14 protein-coding genes are annotated in these 16,812 nt (G+C 72.9%); 6 read left to right on the forward strand and 8 right to left on the reverse strand.

The annotated features are described in order from the left end of the window. The first annotated feature begins 5 nt into the window (after positions 1-5). Positions 6-959 carry a patatin-like phospholipase family protein gene (locus AB0I29_RS20930; RefSeq protein ID WP_357485334.1) on the forward strand — a complete coding sequence of 318 codons (954 nt, stop codon included), beginning with the start codon at positions 6-8 and terminating at the stop codon, positions 957-959. 42 nt (positions 960-1,001) lie between these two features. Here AB0I29_RS20930 and AB0I29_RS20935 read toward each other — a convergent pair whose 3' ends face one another. Together AB0I29_RS20935 and AB0I29_RS20940 are read right to left on the reverse strand one after the other, a co-directional pair. Continuing rightward, positions 1,002-2,669 carry a LuxR C-terminal-related transcriptional regulator gene (locus AB0I29_RS20935; protein ID WP_357485337.1) on the reverse strand — a complete coding sequence of 556 codons (1,668 nt, stop codon included), beginning with the start codon at positions 2,667-2,669 and terminating at the stop codon, positions 1,002-1,004. Positions 2,670-3,035: 366 nt separating this feature from the next. Continuing rightward, positions 3,036-5,852, reverse strand: a complete 2,817-nt coding sequence (locus AB0I29_RS20940) for a hypothetical protein (protein ID WP_357485339.1) — start codon at positions 5,850-5,852, stop codon at positions 3,036-3,038. Positions 5,853-6,223: 371 nt separating this feature from the next. On the opposite strand from AB0I29_RS20940, the gene AB0I29_RS20945 reads away from it, so the two are divergent. Then, positions 6,224-8,035, forward strand: coding sequence for a M15 family metallopeptidase (locus AB0I29_RS20945; protein ID WP_357485342.1), 1,812 nt, complete (start codon positions 6,224-6,226; stop codon positions 8,033-8,035). Positions 8,036-8,739: 704 nt separating this feature from the next. Beyond that, on the forward strand, positions 8,740-10,458 hold the full coding sequence (locus AB0I29_RS20950) for a DUF222 domain-containing protein (RefSeq protein ID WP_357485429.1): 1,719 nt from the start codon (positions 8,740-8,742) through the stop codon (positions 10,456-10,458). 244 nt (positions 10,459-10,702) lie between these two features. Here AB0I29_RS20950 and AB0I29_RS20955 read toward each other — a convergent pair whose 3' ends face one another. Next, on the reverse strand, positions 10,703-11,107 hold the full coding sequence (locus AB0I29_RS20955; RefSeq protein ID WP_285103137.1) for a pilus assembly protein CpaE: 405 nt from the start codon (positions 11,105-11,107) through the stop codon (positions 10,703-10,705). A gap of 52 nt (positions 11,108-11,159) precedes the next feature. Next, complete coding sequence (locus tag AB0I29_RS20960) at positions 11,160-11,549, reverse strand: VOC family protein (protein WP_285103135.1); 390 nt, start codon at positions 11,547-11,549, stop codon at positions 11,160-11,162. Between the two features lie 233 nt (positions 11,550-11,782). Between AB0I29_RS20960 and AB0I29_RS20965 the strand changes: the two genes are divergently transcribed. Continuing rightward, positions 11,783-12,004, forward strand: coding sequence for a hypothetical protein (locus tag AB0I29_RS20965; RefSeq protein ID WP_357485344.1), 222 nt, complete (start codon positions 11,783-11,785; stop codon positions 12,002-12,004). 102 nt (positions 12,005-12,106) lie between these two features. Next, positions 12,107-12,499 carry a BlaI/MecI/CopY family transcriptional regulator gene (locus AB0I29_RS20970; RefSeq protein WP_285103132.1) on the forward strand — a complete coding sequence of 131 codons (393 nt, stop codon included), beginning with the start codon at positions 12,107-12,109 and terminating at the stop codon, positions 12,497-12,499. Between the two features lie 72 nt (positions 12,500-12,571). Here the strand turns inward: AB0I29_RS20970 and AB0I29_RS20975 are convergent, their stop codons facing one another. Beyond that, positions 12,572-13,243: a DUF5134 domain-containing protein gene (locus AB0I29_RS20975; RefSeq protein WP_357485345.1), complete on the reverse strand. Its 672-nt coding sequence runs from the start codon at positions 13,241-13,243 to the stop codon at positions 12,572-12,574. A gap of 118 nt (positions 13,244-13,361) precedes the next feature. On the opposite strand from AB0I29_RS20975, the gene AB0I29_RS20980 reads away from it, so the two are divergent. Further along, the gene (locus AB0I29_RS20980) at positions 13,362-13,574 is read left to right on the forward strand and encodes a heavy-metal-associated domain-containing protein (protein ID WP_285103128.1); all 213 of its coding nucleotides are present in this window, start codon (positions 13,362-13,364) and stop codon (positions 13,572-13,574) included. Here the strand turns inward: AB0I29_RS20980 and AB0I29_RS20985 are convergent. Genes AB0I29_RS20985 through AB0I29_RS20995 form a run of 3 tightly spaced genes read right to left on the reverse strand, consistent with a single transcriptional unit; the run spans position 13,558 to position 16,806 of the window. Beyond that, positions 13,558-15,015, reverse strand: coding sequence for a PepSY-associated TM helix domain-containing protein (locus AB0I29_RS20985; RefSeq protein WP_357485346.1), 1,458 nt, complete (start codon positions 15,013-15,015; stop codon positions 13,558-13,560). The genes AB0I29_RS20980 and AB0I29_RS20985 overlap by 17 nt on opposite strands. 13 nt (positions 15,016-15,028) lie before the next feature. After that, positions 15,029-16,252, reverse strand: coding sequence for a Dyp-type peroxidase (locus tag AB0I29_RS20990; protein ID WP_357485347.1), 1,224 nt, complete (start codon positions 16,250-16,252; stop codon positions 15,029-15,031). Then, entirely contained in the window at positions 16,252-16,806 is a 555-nt protein-coding gene (locus tag AB0I29_RS20995; RefSeq protein ID WP_357485348.1) for a copper chaperone PCu(A)C, read from the reverse strand. The genes AB0I29_RS20990 and AB0I29_RS20995 overlap by 1 nt, the downstream gene beginning before the upstream one ends. Positions 16,807-16,812 lie beyond the last annotated feature (6 nt).

Here is a 16,812-nt window from a genome sequence, read left to right on the forward strand (position 1 = left end):
CTCCCATGAACACCACACCTTCTTCTGCTCCACCTTCTTCCGCCCTGCCCTCCACGTCGGACACCGCCGCCCGTGAGCGCGCGCTCGTCCTCGGCGGCGGCGGCTCCACGGGCAACGCGTGGCTGCTCGGCGTCGTGGCTGGCCTGTTCGACGCCGGGCTGGACGTGACCACGGCCGACCTGACCGTCGGCACGTCGGCGGGGTCGACGGCCGCGGCGCAGCTCTCCGGCGCGACACCGGCCGAGCTGTACGCCGCGGCCCTCACCGCGCCGCCGTCAGCCTCGCCCCGGACCGCTCCGGCGGGAGCAGACGGCGGGCGGCACAGCACCCGGCCCGTGACCGACCACATGGAGCGGACGCGCCGGATCATCGAGGCCGCCGAGGACCCGGCCGACATGCGCCGCCGGATGGGCGCCCTGGCGCTCGACCTGCCCGGGTCGTCGGACGAGACGGTGCAGGCGCGGTGGCGCGCCACCGTCGCCGCGCGGCTGCCCGCCCGGTCCTGGCCGGAGCGGACGGTGCTCCTCACGGCAGTCGACGCCGTGACCGGGGAGCCGGCCGTGTTCGACCGGACCAGCGGGGTCGACCTGGCGGACGCCGTCGCGGCGAGCTGCTCCAGCGGCTTCGCCTTCCGGATCGGTTCCGGCCGCTACATCGACGGCGGCTACCGGTCGGGCGCCGAGAACGCCGACCTGGCCGCCGGATACGCCCGGGTGCTGGTGCTGTCGCCGTTCGGCGGCCGGAGCCGGACCCCGGCGGCCTGGGGCCTGGACCTCGCGGCCCAGGTCGCGGGCCTCCGCGCGGGCGGCAGCCGGGTCGAGACGATCTTCCCGGAGCCCGACGCCGAGCACCTGTTCGGCATCAACGCGATGGACGGGTCCCTGCGCCCGGCCGCCGCCCGGGCGGGCTACGACCAGGGCAGGGCCCGCGCCGGGGAGCTCACCGAGCTCTGGCGCTGACCGCCGCGCACGCCCCGGGCCCCGCGCGGCGCCTGACCTCGGTCAGGCGCTGCGCGGGGTCTCCGGCGGGATCAGCCCGAGCTGGCCCGCGCGGGCGAGGGCGCTGGTGCGGTTCGACGCGTTGAGCTTGCGGTACACCTTGCGGACCTGGGTGCGCACGGTGTTGACCGAGACTCCGTGGTCCGCCGCGATCCGGACCGCGCTGTCGCCCGCGGCCAGCCCGACCAGCACCGCCCGCTCCCGCCGGGTGAGCAGCACGATCGGGCCTGAGACCGGGTGCCTGACGTCGTCGGGGGAAGCGCGGGTGATCCCCAGGTGCCGGGGGTCGAGACCCGTTCGGTGGCACAGGTCCAGCATCTCGTCCCGCGGGAACAGGGCGAACGGCGCCAGGAGCCCCTGCCGCCCGAGCTCGGCGGCGTGCAGGAAGCGCGCCCGTGCCTCGTCGAGCTCGCCCGAGCGCAGGTGCACGACGGCGATGACGAGCTGGAGCTCGAGCGCGTCCCGCGGCGTCACGGCCGCGTCACGCATCGCCCGCCCGGCGACCGTCAGCGCACCGTCCGTGTCACCGGCCAGGAGCCGCACCCGTGCGACGGGCGGCAGCAGCCGGCTGGCCCCGGCGGCCTCGGCGAGGGCCACCACCCGGTTGCCCTCGCCGGTCGCGGCGAGCAGGTCGGCGTGGGCCCGCAGCAGCACGGGGTGTGCGCCCGGGCCGGGGCGTGCCCCCATCCCGTGGGCGAAGCAGACGGCGTCGAGACCCAGCAGACCGTTCACGGGCTCGTCGAACGCCACCGCGTACGCCGCCCGGGCGGCCGCGAGGAAGGGCCAGAGATCGCCCGGGTCCTCCGCGCTGCCGGCCTGGTTCAGGGCCTCCCGCGCGGCATAGGGGTCCAGCCGGTCGATCGCCAGGAGAGCCCGTGCGATGACGGCGCCGAGCAGCAGGTGGTGCTCCAGCCACTCCGGGACCGGCCCGCACCGCCGGATGCGCTCCAGCCAGCTCTCGGCCATCGCGTGGTGCCCGCGCACCGCCGCCAGCAGCGCGAGGTTCGCGCACGCCGAGGCGCCCGCGAAGTGCTGGAACGGCGGTGGGCCGGACTGTTCGTAGGCGCGGCGCAGGTGGCCGGTCGCGACGGCGGGATGCCCGGCCAGCATCGCCGTCACGCCCCGGCTCAGTGCGATGAGGCCCGGCCGGCCCACCCGGCGGTCACCGCTCCAGGGCAGCGCCCCGGTGTCGTCGGTCCGGAGCAGGTGCTCCTCGACCCACGCACCGATGCCCTCGGCCGTCCGGTGCTGGCCACGCGTGCGCGCCGCGTGCATCGCGAGCACCCCGGCGGCGACCACGTCGCCGGGTCGCGTGAACGAGCGCAGCCGCCTGGACAGGCGCACGCCGTGCAGCTCGAACAGGCGCATCGTGGCGCGGAGCTGCGCGTCGTCGCGCGCCTCGGTGAGCTGGTAGGCCAGCACGCCCGCCATGAGCAGCCGCGGCCGCCGGGCGGCCATCGCGGCGGGCAGGCGTTCGAGCAGGCCGAGCAGCTCCGGGCCGAAGCGGGCGGGCAGCTCGAACCACCACACGTCCGCCAGGTCCTCGAGCGTGTCCAGGTCTCCGGAGGCGATGGCGCTCAGCACCCCGTGTTCGCCGTGGTCGTCCGCTCGGTCCTGTACCGCCTGGGTGTCCGGTTCGAGCGTGACAAGCCACTTCAGGTCGTCAGACAAGTCGTTGCGTCCCATTTCCACCAGGCCGTCGGCGCACTTCCGTGGCGGGGAATGCGGCCTGGAATGCCGGCCCGGCCACCCGGCGTGACCGCCCGGGCACACGAGGGGCAACTCCGGCGTTTCCCCTGCTCAGGGCTGCACCAGTGCTGGTTCGTCAGGAGTTGGAGCATCGTTTCTCATGAAGTATGCGACGGCACCATAAGCCATTCCGCAAACCCTTGGAAAGGGCTGTCCGGTCCGGCCTGATACCGCCGACCAATAAAGCAAGAATTGCCCGGAATGGCGCGCTGCTCCGTAGTGCACGACATCCGGCCGGCAGCGGCCCCTCGCCCCGCCGCGCGGGCGGCGGGACGAGGAACCCGACGATCAACTCGTCGTGCGGCGGCGCACCACGACCAGGAGCGTGGCACCGGTCAGCAGGAGCAGCGCCGCGAGGCCTGCCGCCCAGCCGAGGTCAGCACCGGTCGAGGCCAGGGCACCGCCCGCACCGTCCGGGGCCGGCGGCGCGGGGGCGTCGTCCGGGTCCACCGGCACCTTCGCCGTCGACGGCGGCGAGGTGGGCGGCGGGGTGTCCCCCGGCGGGGTGCCGGTGGCCGTGGCCGTGTTGGTCAGCTCACCCGTGTCCAGGTCCGCCTGGGTGACCTTGTACGTCGCGGTGCAGGTCACCGACGCGCCCGGCGCGAGGTTCGCGACGTCCGCGGGGCACTCGACCGGCGACAGCTCACCCGAACCGGAGAAGTCCGAGTCGTCGACCGTGACGTCGCGGAGCACCACGTTGCCGGTGTTGGTCACCTTGAAGCTGTAGGTGACCTGCTGGTCCACCGTCGTGATCCTGTCCGTGTCGGAGGTCTTGACCACCTCGATCCCGGGCGCAGGGGTGCCCGGGATGTCGTGGGTCGACGGCGGAGACTCCGGCGGCGGGGTGCCCCCCGGCGGTGTGCCCGTGGCCGTGGCGGTGTTGCTCAGCTCGCCGGAGTCGAGATCCGCCTGCGTGACCACGTACGTGGCCGTGCAGGTCACCGACGCGCCCGGCGCGAGGCTGGCGGCCTCGGCGGGGCAGTCGATCGCCGACAGCTCACCCGAGCCCGAGAAGTCCGAGTCGTCGACCTCGATGTCGGTCAGCGTGACGTTGCCGGTGTTGGTCACCGCGAAGCTGTAGGTGATCTCCTGGCCCACCTCGCTGATCTCCTCGGTGTCCGAGGACTTGACCACCTCGATGCCGGGCTCCGGCGTGCTGGGGATCTCGACGGTCGACGGCGGCGACTCCGGCGGCGGGGCGTCGCCCGGTGGCGTGCCCGTGGCCGTGGCCGTGTTGGTCACCTCGCCGGCGTCGACGTCCGCCTGCGTGATCACGTACGTCGCGGTGCAGGTCAGGGAGTCCCCGGGCGCCAGGACGACGTCGGCGGGGCACGCCGGGACCGGAGCCTCGCCCGTACCGGTGAACTCGGTCTCGTCGACCGTGACGTCGCTCAGCGGCACGTGGCCGGTGTTGGTCACCTCGAAGGTGTACGTGATCTCCTGGCCCACGGTGTACGACTCGGGGCCCGACGGCGTCGCGGACTTCACGACCTCGATGCCGGGGTCCGGGGCCTCGGTGGGCGTGCTCGTCTCCGAGGGCGGCGAGCCGATCGGGGTGTCCGTGCCGGGCGGGGTGCCGGTGGCGGTCGCCGAGTTGTCGACCGAACCCGCCTCGACGTCCTCGTCCGTGACCACGTAGGGCTCGTCGGTCGTGCAGGTGACGGTGTCTCCCGGAGCGACCGAGGTCGCCTCGCAGGTGATCGCGCCCACCTTCGGGTCGTCGATCGCCAGGTCGTCGATCGCGACGTCGCCGGTGTTGGTCACCTCGAACGTGTAGGCGATGGTGTCGCCGGTGTCCGTGATCCTGTTCTCGTTGACGTCCACGGGCTCGCCCGCGGTCTTGACGAGACCCAGGCTCGGGTCGCCGAACGTCACGGTCGAGGGGTCCGGGTAGTCCAGGCCGATCGCCGAGATGTTGTCGGCGTCGTTGGTGAAGCTGCCCGCCTCGTCGGAGGTCACGTTCACCGTGATGGTGCACGAGGCCATGCCGGCGTCCAGGTTGCCGGTCGCCGACACCGCGGTGCCGCCGGCCGGGGCGGTCACGTCACCGGCCGGGCACGTGGTGGCCACGGCGGCCGGGTCCGCGATCGTCAGCCCCTCCGGGAGGGTGTCGGTGAACGACCAGCCGTTCTTGGCGGCCAGGTCGCTGGTGTTCGTGACGGTCAGCGTCAGGGTGGAGACGCCGCCCGTGGCGACCGACGTCGGGCTGAACTCCTTGTCGAGCTGCGGCGTCACGTCCAGCACGCGGATGTTGTCGTACGCGCCGTCGTTGCCGCCGCCGTTGCCGTTCTCGTTGCGCATCACGATGCCGAACGAGCCGCCGGTGACGAGCGTCGAGCCGTCGGCGGGGAACCGCCCCCCGGTCACGAGGCGCGTCGTGCCGTCCTGGGTCGGGGAGTTGTACGACGTCCCCCGGGGATCGGTGCACGGGTCGATCGCCGCGCTGGACACGGGGATCTCCGCACCCTCACCGTCGACGAGGTAGAAGCGCAGCTCGGGGTGGGTGGCCTGGCAGTTCTGCGCGACCGCGTCCACGGAGAAGGTCACGTACCGGCCCTCGGTCGTGAGCGTCAGCGGGTCGGCCGTGCGGAACTGGACCTCGCTGTCCGCGGAGCTGCCAGAGGTGTACGACGCCGCCGCAGCATTGCTCACCGGGTCGGAGCTGTTGACGGTGCCGAGCGCGTACGGCAGGGCCGTCAGCGAGGTGAAGACCGCGACACCGAAGGTGTCGGGCTGCGCCCCGCTGCAGTCGCCCGCCACGCGCGGGCTGGTCTGGTTGATGATGAAGCCGTTGCAGGCGTTGCGGTTGACCCAGAACGGATCGGCCGAGTAGGCCGTCCCGTCAGCGCCGGTGTAGTCGGTCAGGAGCACGTTCGAGTCCGCGGCCCGGTTCTCGAAGTCCTCGACGAAGAGGACCGTCGGCTCGCCGGGCACGCCGGGGTTGCCCGGCGCGGCGACCGCGCTCGGCGTGACCGCCGTGAGCGAGGTGGCGACCAGAGCCGCCCCGACCAGGCTGAGCGCCGCCAGGGCTGCCGGGACCCGCCCGCGTCGTCGCCTGAACGTCCCGCCCCGGGTGGTCCTCGTCGTCGGCCTTCGTACTCGCATCTGTATTTCCCCTCGCTCACGGGCCACAGGGCCCGTATCCAGTACGGCGAGTTCAATGCCATCCCCTCGACGCGCGATCACCACTCAGGGATCAAGAAATCACCAACCGAATCACCAACTCGCTGGCGTTTTTCACCCGTTCCACGACGTCTGACATGGTGACGAGGGGGTGAGCAGCTCGTTCGCCGGGCAGGGCCGGGCACCGCGAAGGCCGAGGCAAGGCAGTCACGCCCCGGGAACGGCAGCGAGGCCAGGACGCCGTGGGCGTCACCGCGTGCGCCTCGCCGACTCGTGATATTTCTTTGTCTGCCACGCAGGACTTCTTTACCCGCCGAGAGGCGAACCGCAGCACCGAACCGAGGGAGCGACGCGTGCAGGAGCAGGCGAACGAGCTGGTGTCCCCCGTCTACGGCCCCGACCGGCGCAGGGTTCTGCGCACCACCTGGGCGGGCGCGATCGCAACAGTGACGGCGGGAGGGCTGTTGTTCGCGGCAGCGCCGGCCGTCCCGGGGACGCACGGTCCCGGGGAGGGCCGGGACCGGGCGGCCCGGCACCAGGGGCTGATCGAGGCCGCGCCGGCCGCCCGCACCGGGACCACACCGCGGCACGTGACGCCGGAGCAGATCACGGCGGTCCTCGCCCGCGCCGACGAGCAGGCACGGCGAGATGGTCCCGACCTCAGCCCGGCGGTCGCCCAGGCCGCCGCCGAGCTCGGCATGCTCTACACCACGTACCTCATGCAGGAGCTCGCGTTCGGCGAGTCGACCGACGGCCTGCGCGTCCAGGACGCTCCGGTCGCGCGCGCGGTCAGGGACGACGACGGCGCGGGGACCACGTCGGTCACGGAGGCCCTCGCGGCCGCGATCCCGGTGTCGGACGAGCACGGCGCGGTGCCGCCGGCCGCCGAGCCGGAGGGTGAGCCGGAGGCGACGTCCGCGGAGGCCGTTCTGGAGGCGACGTCGGCGGAGGCCGTGCCGGAGGCGACGTCGGCGGGCGAGGCGGTCCTGCCCTCGGGCCGGATCACCTATCACCAGGTGGTGCTGGCGGCGGTGCGGCTCGCGAACCTGCTCGACCCGTCAGTGGCCAGCACGCTGGTCGAGGTGGAGGCCACCGGCGAGGACCAGGAGTCGTCGGGCGGGACCGCCGGCGCGCTCGGCGCCCAGGACCGCGCCGGCAGCACGCTGCGCGAGAGCCTGCTCGACGTGGTCTCGGCGTTCGGCACCTCGACCCTCGAGTACACAAACGGCCGCATCCCGGCCGACGTGCTGTGCCCGCTGGACTTCGCGCCGGGCCACCTGCTGCGCTGTGACGCCGCGGAGCGGCTGACGGCGCTGAACGGGGAGTTCGAGGAGGAGTTCGGACACCCGATCCCGATCACCGACTCCTACCGGTCCTACGTGCAGCAGGTGGCCGTGGCCGACGCCAAGCCACACCTGGCGGCGGTCCCGGGCACGTCCAACCACGGGTGGGGCCTGGCGGTCGACCTGGGTGCGCCGATCTCGGGCGGGAGGTCCCCGGAGTACGTGTGGCTGCGGGTGCACGGTCCGGACTACGGCTGGGACAACCCCTCGTGGGCGCGTCTCGACGGCGCCAAGCCGGAGCCGTGGCACTTCGAGTTCTTCGCGGCGGGCTCGGTGCCCAACCGCGCGATCGACCCGTCCGACGTCGGCCGATGGACCTCGGGCGACGCTTCCGAGGACGACGGCCCGCGGTACGAGGCCGCGGCCGACGCCCCGTCGAAGGACCGACCGACGGCCGAGAAGCCGCGCAAGCCTGTGGCCATGCCGCCGGACGAGCCGCGCGAGCCCGGGACGAAGCAGCCGGCGAAGCCCGGCCCCAAGCCGAAGCCGAGTGACCCGACCCCGAAGCCGTCGCCCAGGCCGACCGACCCGTCGCCGAAGCCCACGCCGTCGCCTACGCCGTGGCCTACGCCGTCGGACCCTGGCGTGCCCTCGCCGTCCCCGACCCCGTCGCAGCCGGCGCCTAGCCCGACGCCGACGCCGACGCCGAGCGATCCGATGCCGACGCCGAGCGCGCCGGAGACCTCGCCCAGCCCGGCAGCGGAAGCTACCCCGAGCGGCAGCGAGACGCCGACCTCGCCGGTGCCGTCGTCCAGCCCTTCGACAACAACGCGTGACTCGCTGCTGGGCCTGGCCGAGGAACTGGGCCTGACCGACGACTAGACGGTCGATTCCATGGGGTTAATGGTCGTAGGCGGGTCAGGCTGTGGCGGCTGTGGCGGCTGTGTGCTGGTGCGGCGATGCCTGTCCTGCGCCTGGACGCCCTGCGACTCGGTGGTGCCGAGCTCTCGATATGCGGCCGCCCGGCATCCCGATCGCCCCGCGTCCCGGGGCGGTGGGGCGGTGGGGCGGTGGGGCGGTGGGGCGGTGGGGCGATTCGCGCAACGGGCGTGGCTCGGAGCGCTGGTGGGACCGCTCGCCTCACCGGTGACACGCGCGCGCTCGTCTCGACCTTGTGCTGGCCGGTGCTGTGCTGGCCGGTGCCGTGCTGGCCGGTAGGGCGTGTCTGAGGTTTCCGTCCCCGCGACGGATGCCTGGCGTGATCAACGAGACGGCCCGCCCGTTCGGGGCCGCCGGCCGCCGAGTTCCAGGGCTTCCCCCAGACGAGCAGGCGATTCTGCTGTCGGCAGATCGGGTCCGTTCGGCGAGCGGTACGAACGGGTGTGCCATATGTTGATGGCATGACGCGAACCAGTGGAGTGCCAGGACGGGCAGGCGAACAGCCTGCTCGCCCGGTGCTGCCCGACGGCCCGCCGCAGCACGGTGGTGCTCCGCAGCACGGCGGCACCGGGGCGTCCGGTGCGCCCACGTCCGCGGGAGTGGTCGACGTGGCGGGTGTGCGGGCGGTGCGGGAACTACTGGCAAGCATGATCCTGCCCGGAGCCACTGACACCAGGTCTGGTGCTGTTGACTCGGTCGTGGATGCGCGGGCCGCGCAGGCCGAATGCGTCGATCTGCTCGGTGAGCTGGAGGCGGTCAAGAACGCGATCACCGCGACCCAAGCACGGCTGGCGGTCGTCCTGGACGAGGCCACGCGTGCCGAGGAGGCCCGGCAGTCCATTCGCGCCGAGCGGCAGGGTCGCGGGGTGCCGAACCAGGTCGGTGCTGCGTTGCGGGTGAGCCCGCATGCGGGTGCGGGGTTCGTGAGCACGGCCCGGGTGTGGGTCACGCAGATGCCCCACACGTTCAACGCGCTGCGCTCGGGGGTGTTGTCCCAGTGGCGGGCCACGCTCTTGGTGCGGGAGACCTCCCACCTGTCCCTGGAGCACCGTGGCCTGATCGATGAGGAGATCTGCGGACCTCAGCACCTGGCCGAGCTGGCCCGGATGGGCACCCGCCGCCTGATCGCGAGGATCAAGGAACTCGCCGCCGAACTGGACGTGCACGCGTGTGTGAAGCGGAACGCGAAGGCGGTGTCGGAGCGGCGGGTGTCGGTGCGTCCGGCCCCCGACCTGATGGTCTACCTCACGGCCCTGGTCCCGATGGCGCAGGGCGTGCAGGCGTACGCCCAGCTCAAGGCGACCGCCGAGACCACGAAGGCGGCCGGTGACGTGCGTGGGGTGGGTCAGATCATGGCCGACACCCTCATCGAACGCACCACCGGCCGCGACCCCGGCCACGCCCAGGATGTGCCAGTCACGATCAACCTCCTGGTCTCCGATGACACCCTCCTGGCGAACGGTGACCAGCCGGCTGTGGCGGTCGAGGGAGCCCCAGCGGGTGTGGGCGTCATCCCGGCCCCGATCGCCCGCCACCTGGCAGCGCACGCGATCGACACCGACACCGCGTGGCTGCGTTCGATCTACGTCAACCCCCACGGACGGTTGGTAGCGACCACCTCGACGTCCCGGTTCCACCCCCAGGGACTAGCAAGCCTCTTGAGGGCCCGGGAGCAGGGCATCTGCGCCACCACGTGGTGCGACGCCCCCGTGCGTCACCTGGACCACGTCACCCCACACGCCGAAGGCGGCCCGACCAGCCTCGACAACGGGCAGGGCCTGTGTGCCCGGTGCAACCACGCCAAGCAGGCACCCGGCTGGTCGCAAAAAACCACCCAGGTCCACGGGCGGCATGCGGTAGAGACCATCACACCCACGGGGCACACGTACGTCTCGGTCGCGCCCGCACCACCGACACCCGCCTGGACCAGCGGCACGGCACCGGCCCGGACCGTGCCACGAGTGCATGACGCGGCCTCGGTTCTCGGCGACGCACCGGTTCTCGGCGACGCACGGGTTGGCGACACGGACCCCGGTCGTAACTCCGCCGCGCCCGGTGACGTGTCGGTGACGGACAAGACCGACGGCGCCCAGGGCTCACCGTCTCACCGTGACCGCACCACGACCCCGGCCTGGACCCCCGCGGTCGGCATGACCGGCCCCGCACCCGGCCACACCCCACGCAGCCGCTACCAGATCGGCTGCCAGACCACTCCCGCCCACGGCGCGATCGCCTACCGACCCAGCCCACCACCACCGCAGCCCCGCCCGGCCCGCCAACCACTACACCGGCCACCCAACCGGACACGAGGCCGAATACCAGCCCGGCACCGGCACCCCGACCTCTCCTGGACCCACCCCGCCTGACGACCACTGACGTCATCAACCACCTAGGGTGCTCGACCCGGTTCCCGTTTGCCAGGCCGCTCGCCGTGGCGCGCCTCGTGCTCGCCGTCGGCTGCTCCGCTGAGCCGGCCCCTCCACCGACGACGTCGCGCACCAATCGTCACGCCCGGCTCTCACGACCGCACGGTCCCTCCCGGACGCGTGCGATCCGGACGCACCGCTGTTCATCGTGAACAGATGGGCGCCGGGAAGCGCCGGATCAAGCTCAGCGGCTGAGCTCGATGAGCGCCAGCAGCGCCAGCCCGTAGGCCTCCGCCGGCTCCGGGTCGGCGAACAGCCGGGTCTCGCCGAGGAGCTGGACCTCCACCTCGAAGCCGTCGCCGGTACGGCGCAGCGTGTGGAAGGCCGAGCGCAGCAGCACGCGGAGCTGGTCCTCGCGCGGCAGCCAGAGGGCATCCTCGATCGCGACCGAGTCCAGCGCCCACTCGGTGGTGCCGTTGAACCCCAGGATCGTGCCCGTCGGGTACTCGTGCGCCTCGATCGTCATCGTGCTCACGGTGAAGACGTCGCTCGCGAGGTCGGGCGCCTGGACCCGGAACTGGTCGCCGTCGACCGGCGTCCAGATCAGGCCCGCGTCCTGCAGCTTCGTGGCCAGCTCGGTGGAGATCATCGAACCATTCTGACGCCGTTCACCCACGGCATGTCCGATGCGCACCAGGTCTCTACGGCGCCAGCGTCCGCAGGACGCAGAACTCGTTGCCCTCGGGGTCCGCCATGACCTGCCACGTCGCGTCGGCGCCCTGACCGACGTCCTCCGTGGTGGCACCCAGCCCGACCAGCCGGGCCACCTCGTCCTCGGTGCTGCCGTCGATCGGGCTGACGTCGAGGTGCAGCCGGTTCTTCACGATCTTGTTCTCGGGCACCGGGACGAACACCAGCGTGGGCGCCATCTGCCGGGCCCGGACGTCCTCGACCGTCGGCTCCCAGGAGCCGATCTCGACCTTGCCCCCGGACCGGTCGATCACGGCGAAGCCCAAGACCTCGCACCAGAAGGAGGCGAGCCGCTCCGGGTCGTGGGCATCGACGACCAGCTCGGTGAACCTGCTTGTCATGACTCTCCTTGGTGTGTCGGTACGCGGTGCTGCGGGTCGGTGAACGCTCCAGCGGCGGCGGCGGCCGGCGCGGTCGCGGCGACGAGCAGGCTACGCGCGTCCGGGTGCCCGGAGCGCTCCACGGCGCGGGCTACCACACCCAGATCTTGACGTGTTGTAGAGATAGGGCGACCCTCGTAGAGGGCATCCAGCACGCGCCCGAGTCCCGTCCGTTCCATCCAGAGGAGACAGCGATGAGCGAGAACTCTCAGCTACTTCACGTGGCGACGTTCTGCGGCAAGTGCGACTGCGGCTGCCCGGAACTGTTCGTCGACCCGACCGCCGAGCCCCTGAAGCAGATCGTGATCACCGACGACTTCGGCCAGCACATCCAGATGAGCCACGACCAGCTCGCGGACCTGGTGGAGCAGGCCCGCAGCGGCGCGCTCGACGCGGCGGCGCTCCAGCCGGCCTGACGGCAAGGGCGTTCCGTCCGGTATTCCGGACGGCGGCAAAGGTGGCTGTCCACTCACCGGTGGGCGGCCACCTTTGCAGTATGGTCCTGGCAGGAGGGCACTATGTCAGGCAGGACTCGCGCACGCGGACAGCTCGAGGCGGAGGTCATGCGCATCCTCTGGGACCACGAGGACGCGATCGGGGCACGAGCGATCCAGGAGAGGTTCGGGGACGAGCACGTCCCGGCCTACACCACGCTCCTGACGGTGCTCGACCGCCTGGAGAAGAAGGGCGAGGTGGTCCGCATCGCGGCCTCCCCCCGCAAGGTCCGCTTTCGGCCCACCCGGTCCGACGGCGAGCGCGCCGGTGCCGCGATGCTCTCGGTGCTGGAGGGCACCGGCGACCGCGAGGAGGCCCTGCTCCGGTTCGCCGACCACCTGACCGCCCGGGACGCCGAGATGCTGCAGCGGGCGCTGCGCCCCAAGCAGCCTGCCGGACGCCGCCGCGCGGGCTGACCTCGCCCAGCCGAGCTCGCGGGGTCAGGGCCGACCTCCAGGTCCGACTCGGCCCCCGGGGTGCAGGTTCGGTCAGCCGGCGAGCATGAGTCCGCACATCGCGGCCGTGCCGAAGCTCATCAGGCCGCCCGCCATCAGGTCGAGGCCGGCGTGGTCGAGCCCGGCACGGTCGCGCGCGGCTCCACCCGAACGTGTGTGCCGGACCGCCGCGACAAGGAACAGCGCGCCCCCGACCACGAGCAGCACGACGAGCACCGCACCACCGGCAGCCGTCAGGGCGTCCAGCGGCGCGGGCACGGCCCCGTGCACGGCCGCGTGCTCGGCCGCATGACCGACGGCAGGTCCGCCGTGCCGGGTCATCACCGCGAGCGCCCACACCATCGCGAGCATCATCACGGCGTGCGCCGCCTGGCACCGGGCGCTCTCGTGATGGCCCGCCCGCCGCCTGTCCGGCGTCGGGCCGCGGCTGCCTGCCGGACGACTCAGGGCGTCGATGCCGTACCAGCCCGCGGCGGCCGCGAAGCAGGCGGCGCCCACGGCGAAGAAGGCGACCTGGGGCACTGCCGGCAGGCGGACCCACCACGGCCAGACCATGACCACCATCGCGAGGCTCATGCCCAGGTGGAACAGGTGGCTCGCCGCGACGAGGAGCCGGCGGGTCGTGGTCAGGCGCCAGAGCGACCAGGCGCTCAGGGTGCCGAAGATGACTGTCGCCGCCCACTGCACGGCTGGGTCCGACGTCACTGGCGCCCCCGCGTCCCGAGAAGTTGAAGCGGCCGAACCGCCGCCGACAGTACCACATGATGTAGAGATGTTGTACGGTTCTGGGGACCAGAGGCGGACGTGGAGCGGGGTGGTTCCGGTGCGCACGACCGAGCTGTACGTGAACACCGGAACCTGCGAGCACTGCCGCCGCGCCCTCTTCACCGAGCTGTCCGCGGTGCCCGGCGTCTGGCGGGTGCGGATCGACGCGACGTCGGGCCTGGTCACGTTCCGGACCCTCTCGCCCGTCGACCGCACCCGCGTCGAGACGGCGGTCACCGACGCCGGGTTCGAGGTCAGGGCGTGGCGCTGACCCCCGTCCGGTCCCGCCGTGCCTGGACCAGCCCGACGACGACGTCCACCAGGACGAACGCCACGAGGGTGTACCCGACCAGCGGCAGGAACGTCCCCACCGTGATCGCCACCGCGGCGACCGCCGCGAGCCCCCACCACGGCGTGTCCTGGAGCACCCCGCGCCGCGGGGGCGGGCCGCCCAGCCCGCGCGGCTCGCGCGTGGGCCGCCGCCTCCACCACATCAGGTAGCCGAGCACCACCATCGAGCCGATGCCGAACGCGAGCACGAACAGCAGAACCTGGTTGACCGTGCCGAGCAGGAGACCCATGTGCAGGTCGATGCCCCACGTGGTGAGCTTGGCGGGCAGCGGGAAGCTCACGAAGTCGGTCCGGTGGACCACCTGCAGCGTGGTCCCGTCGACCGCCACGGAGTCGGCCTCGGTGGGTACGTCGCTCTTGTTCTCCTGCACGGTCCACGCGGTGCCGGCCTCGGTCGGCGGCTTGATCTCCACCTCGTCGGTGTTGACGTTGATGCCCTGGGCGACCGCGAGCACGGCGTCGAACGTCGCGGGGTCCACCGCGCCGGCCGCCCCGGGGGTGCCGCCGCCGTGCCCGGCGTGCTCGTCCGCCTCGGCGGGTGCGCCGCCGGTCAGCTGCGTGTCCAGGGCGGGCGTGGTCCAGCCGAGGTCGCTGCGCAGCGCGCCGACGTTGGCGCCGCCGTACTGGGACCAGGTGATCCCGGTGACGGACAGGAAGAGCGCGCCCAGCACCACCACGGCGCCCACGGCGGTGTGCCAGGACAGGAGGCGCCGGTACCCGGTCTGCCGGCGCTTCGGCCGGGCGACGCCGGCGGCCCGCCGGGACGCGCGCAGCCGGTTGATCCACAGGATCAGCCCCGCCACCACGACGATGCCGAGCCAGGACGCGGCCAGCTCGCTGTACAGCCGGCCAGGATCGCCGAGGTGCAGGCTGCGGTGCAGGTTGGAGATCCAGGTCCGCAGCGGGAGCGCTCCGCTGGAGCCGTAGACGGTCAGGTCGCCGCGCACCTCGCCGGTCGCGGGGTCGACGAAGATCGCCCGGGACTCGCTGGGGCCCAGGCCGTCCTCGCCGAACATCACGCGGGTGGTGTCGCCGGGTTCGGGTGCGGGGCGGACGGCGGTGAGCACGGCGTCGGCGCCGACCTGGCCCTGGGCGACCTCGACCTGGTCGCCCAGGCTCAGGGCCGTGTCGGCGACCGGGGCGTGCAGCTCCTGGTCGTAGACCACCTGCTCCAGGGCGGGCGCGAGCGCGTAGAGGGCGCCGCTGGTCGCGGCGACCAGGATGAACGGGCCCACGAGGAGGCCCGCGTAGAAGTGCAGCCGCCGCAGCAGCGGGCCGAACCAGGGCGTACGGCCGGGGCGGGGTGGTGACGGGTCGGCCGTGGGGACGTCGGAGGCCGAGCCGGTCATCGTGTCGGTCATGTGGGGCCTGCTTTCAGGTGAGGAGGGATTCGCCGATGAATCCGCCCTCGCCGCACCCGGGTGGGATGGCGAAGACGGCCGAGCCGATGGGCACGGTCCATTGGTTGAGCAGGTCGAGCTGGTCCAGGCGGCGCTGGAGGGGGACGAACTGTCGGTCGACGTCCGCCTGGAACGAGACGAAGATCAGGCCGGCGTCGGAGACCTGCGCCCCGGCACCGCCGTCGTCGTAGTTGTAGGCCCTGCGGAAGATGCGCTCGTCCGGGTTCTCGCTGCGCGCGCGGCGCAGGTGCGAGAACTCCGGGATCACGGGGAACCCGATCGCGGTGGTGGCCGCGAAGTCGGGTTCGTCGAACTCGTCCGTGCCGGTCAGCGGCGCGCCGTCGGCCAGGTACCTGCCGACCGACTGCTCGCGGCCGCCCCGGTCGAGCTCGTCCCACGTGTCGAGGTCCATGCGGATGCGGCGCACCACCATGCCGGTGCCGCCGGCGAGCCACCCCTCTCCCGCCCAGACCACGCGGTCGAAGTCGGGAGTGCCCGGGGCCGGGTTGGTCGTGCCGTCGACCTGGCCGAAGAGGTTTCGCATGGTCGTACCCGGCGCGACAGTGCCGTGCGCGCGCCGGAACCCCTGCTGGGTCCAGCGCACGGACGCGAAGCTGCGGGTGTCCTTGAGCAGCATGCGGGACGCGTGGGCGACGGTCAGCGGGTCGTCCGCCGCGATCTGGAGCAGCAGGTCGCCGTCGCCGAGCTCGGGCACCAGCCGGTCGATCGAGAACGACGGGAGCGGCCGTAGCCAGTCCGGGCCGGTGCCCCGCGCCCGCTCGACGAACCGCGGCCCGAAGCCGAACGTCACCGTGAGCCGGGCGGGGGCGGCGGCCAGCTCCGGCTCGGAGTCCGCGAGCGCCGGGACGCCCTGGGTGAGGCGGGCGGCGTCGTCGGTGAGGATGCGCATCATCCGGGTCAGGTCCGCCCGGTCCGTACCGTCGTGCAGGTCGAGCGCGACGAAGAGCCCGTGCGCCTGGGCGGCGGTGTCGATCCCCGCCTGGTGCGCCCCGTGGAAGGGGACGGTCAGGTCGCCGTTCAGCGGCGCCGACGGCGGCTGGTCCGCCGAGGCGTTCAGCGCGGTGTCGGCGCCGATCGCGGCGGCCGCGCCGACGCCGGCGACAGCTCCCCCGAGGAGGAACTGCCGCCGGGTCGACCCCGACCGCGCGGCGCGCGCACCGTGGTCAGGCGCGGTCATCAGCCGTCCGTACCCGACCCGGTGTCCCCGCCCACGTAGTTCTCGTTGGCCCCGGAGTAGTCCTTGACGGGCGCCGTGAACTCGTAGGTCGAGTCGTCGGAGAAGGTGAGCGTGAACGTGACCTCGTCGCCCGCCTCCAGCGGGTCGGCCAGGTCCATGAGCATGATGTGGCTGCCGCCCGGCTCGAGCGTCAGCGTGTCCCCGGCGGGGATGACGAACCCGCCGTCGATCTCCCGCATGACCAGCTCGCCCGTCTCGTTCTCCACCGTCTCGTGGAGCTCCAGCATCGAGGAGGCCTCGGTGGTCGCCGAGACGACCGTGACGTCCTGCGCGCCGGAGTTGGTCAGCCCGCCGAACGCGGCGGACATCCCGGAGTCGGCGGCCTTGACCCACGCGTCGCTCAGGGTCACGCCCTGCGCGGCGAGCGCGGCGGAGCCGCCGTCGTCGTCCGCGGCGTCCGCGGTGGCGCAGCCCGCCAGGGCCAGCGCGGCGAGGACGACGCCGAGACCGGCGGTCGTGGATCTGCCCCGGCGGTCGGTCAGGCGGTTGTTCATCGTTCG

The organism is Promicromonospora sp. NPDC050262, assembly GCF_040655935.1.
GTDB lineage: Bacteria > Actinomycetota > Actinomycetes > Actinomycetales > Cellulomonadaceae > Promicromonospora.

Bases quoted from the DNA above. Each gene is read 5' to 3' on its own strand.
- AB0I29_RS20930 (WP_357485334.1), top strand. From the start codon at position 6: ATGAACACCACACCTTCTTCTGCTCCACCTTCTTCCGCCCTGCCCTCC.
- AB0I29_RS20955 (WP_285103137.1), bottom strand. From the start codon at position 11,107: ATGATCTCCACCGAGCTGGCCACGAAGCTGCAGGACGCGGGCCTGATC.
- AB0I29_RS20985 (WP_357485346.1), bottom strand. From the start codon at position 15,015: ATGACCGACACGATGACCGGCTCGGCCTCCGACGTCCCCACGGCCGAC.
- AB0I29_RS20990 (WP_357485347.1), bottom strand. From the start codon at position 16,252: ATGACCGCGCCTGACCACGGTGCGCGCGCCGCGCGGTCGGGGTCGACC.
- AB0I29_RS20965 (WP_357485344.1), top strand. From the start codon at position 11,783: ATGAGCGAGAACTCTCAGCTACTTCACGTGGCGACGTTCTGCGGCAAG.
- AB0I29_RS20940 (WP_357485339.1), bottom strand. From the start codon at position 5,852: ATGCGAGTACGAAGGCCGACGACGAGGACCACCCGGGGCGGGACGTTC.
- AB0I29_RS20995 (WP_357485348.1), bottom strand. From the start codon at position 16,806: ATGAACAACCGCCTGACCGACCGCCGGGGCAGATCCACGACCGCCGGT.
- AB0I29_RS20950 (WP_357485429.1), top strand. From the start codon at position 8,740: ATGATCCTGCCCGGAGCCACTGACACCAGGTCTGGTGCTGTTGACTCG.
- AB0I29_RS20970 (WP_285103132.1), top strand. From the start codon at position 12,107: ATGTCAGGCAGGACTCGCGCACGCGGACAGCTCGAGGCGGAGGTCATG.
- AB0I29_RS20960 (WP_285103135.1), bottom strand. From the start codon at position 11,549: ATGACAAGCAGGTTCACCGAGCTGGTCGTCGATGCCCACGACCCGGAG.